Source organism: Streptomyces sp. NPDC090442, from assembly GCF_044769405.1.
In the GTDB taxonomy this organism is placed as follows: domain Bacteria; phylum Actinomycetota; class Actinomycetes; order Streptomycetales; family Streptomycetaceae; genus Streptomyces.
In genome coordinates, this window is sequence record NZ_JBIVXW010000226.1 from 1 (window position 1) to 1,970 (window position 1,970).

Sequence of the window (1,970 nt, forward strand, 5' to 3'; positions counted from 1 at the left end):
GACCGAGCGGGTGCTGTTCGCTCTGGTCGCCAACCGCGCACTGGCCCCCTCCTCCAAGCTCGCCGCCGCCGAGTGGATCACCCAGGATGTGCACACCGACTCGTTGCCCGAGGCCGGCGAGCAGTCCTGCTACCGGGCGATGGACTGGCTCCACGAGGTGACCGACGACGTGGAGAAGCAGGTCTTTGACGAGGTCGCGCACCTGCTGAACCTGGAGGTGGACCTGCTGTTCTTCGACACCACCAGTACCTATTTCGAGCTGGAGGAGCCGGACGAGCCCGTCGCCCGCGACGACAAGGGCCCCCGCCGGGACAACGCCGGCGACGGCGACGAGGACCAGGACCGCAGGGACGCGGCCAAGCCGGCCGGGTTCCGCACGTACGGCAAGTCGAAGGACTCCCGCGACGACCTGCCGCAGATCGTGATCGGCATGGCCGTCACCCGCGACGGCATCCCGGTCCGCGTCTGGTCATGGCCCGGCAATGCCTCCGACCAGAGCCTGATCCGGCAGGTCAAGGACGACATGCGGGACTGGACCCTCTCCAAGATCGTGTGGGTGGCCGACCGGGGTTTCTCCTCCGAAGCCAACCGCCGCTACCTGCGCAGCGGCACCGACGCCTACATCATCGGCGAGAAGCTCCGCACCACATCCCCCGAGGTCAGGCAAGCCCTATCCCGGCAAGGCCGTTACCAGGACATCGCCGGCAACCTGCGCGTCAAGGAGGTGCGGATCAGCGACACCGAACGGTTCGTCATCTGCCACAACCCCGAGGCCGCCGACCGCGACCACCACCTGCGCGAGCAACTCCTCGCCCAGCTCCAAGAGCTGATCGCCGACACCGACAAGCTCAGTGACTTCAAGCGCGGCGAACTGCGCGGCAAGATCGCCAACAAGCCCGGACTGAACCGCTACCTGCGCACCACCCCCGCCGGCAAGCTCCGTGTCGACACCGCCAGGATCAAGACCGAGGAGAGGCTCGACGGCAAGTACCTGCTGCGATCCTCCGACCCCAAACTCTCCGCCGAGGACATAGCGCTCGGCTACAAGGCCCTCCTGGAAGTCGAACGCGGCTGGCGGGACATGAAGCAGGTCATCGACCTGCGACCGGTCTACCACCGCCTCGAGGAACGCATCCGCGCCCACGTCCTGCTGTGCTGGCTCGCGCTCCTACTCATCCGCATCGCCGAGACCACCACCGGCGACACCTGGCCCAACATCCGCCGCGAACTCGACCGCCTCCACCTGGGCACCTTCACCGGCCCCACCGGCACGTTCCAGCAGGTCAGCACCCCCACCAAGCCCCAACAGGACCTGCTCGCCAAGCTACAGATCCCCACCCCCAAGCAGATCGCCGGCCTTCAGCCCGCACCGCGCTGACCAGCAAGAACACCACCGCCTAGAGACACGCCCTCCAGACGGCCACAGTCATGTTCCCGCAGGTCAGACCCCACTTTCGACTCTCTAGGCCGCCGAATTATGTCGAACCCGGGACCGACAGGAGGGAGTTGTGCGACAGCCTCGGCGCTTTCTGGCGGAGGCGGCGAAATCCTCGGCGGACGCGGGCTGGGGTGAGACGGCCCGGCTTCGCCGGGCGTTCCCAGGGCTTGCGGAGATCTTCCGCCAGGGGGCGGGCGAGGCGGAGTTGGGTATAGGCGGCAAGAACGAGCCAGGTCCAGCGGTCGGCTGCTGCCGGGATCCCTTAACTTCCCGGCCTCGGGTAAAGGCCCCTCGTCCCGCGGCGGAATTTTTCTTGATCGCCTGACGCACCATCAGGCTTGACAGCACCCAACCGGGTCAAGATCAGTCACCTTGACAGCCGAAGTGATGCCTGTCATAGTTTATTCCGATTATCGCGCAATGCGCCCTGAGCTGAGCTTGGCGTTTATGCTGCCTGCCGGTTTGAAGTGATCTTGGCAGTGTCTGTTTTGCTTTGTTTTCCGACGGGGTGTTTGCCGGCTGGGTGTCTGTT

Annotated in this window: 1 protein-coding gene and 1 pseudogene; one reads left to right on the forward strand and one right to left on the reverse strand. The window is 65.8% G+C overall.

Features of this window, described 5'->3' with window-relative positions; genetic code table 11:
- The coding region (locus ACIQU6_RS44575) for an IS1634 family transposase (protein WP_403488432.1) at nt 1-1,378 on the forward strand (1,378 nt) is incomplete at its 5' end.
- Nucleotides 1,379-1,523: 145 nt separating this feature from the next.
- Here ACIQU6_RS44575 and ACIQU6_RS44580 read toward each other — a convergent pair.
- Nucleotides 1,524-1,694: pseudogene (locus tag ACIQU6_RS44580) on the reverse strand (transposase); the annotation flags it as partial.
- Between the last annotated feature and the right edge of the window lie 276 nt (nt 1,695-1,970).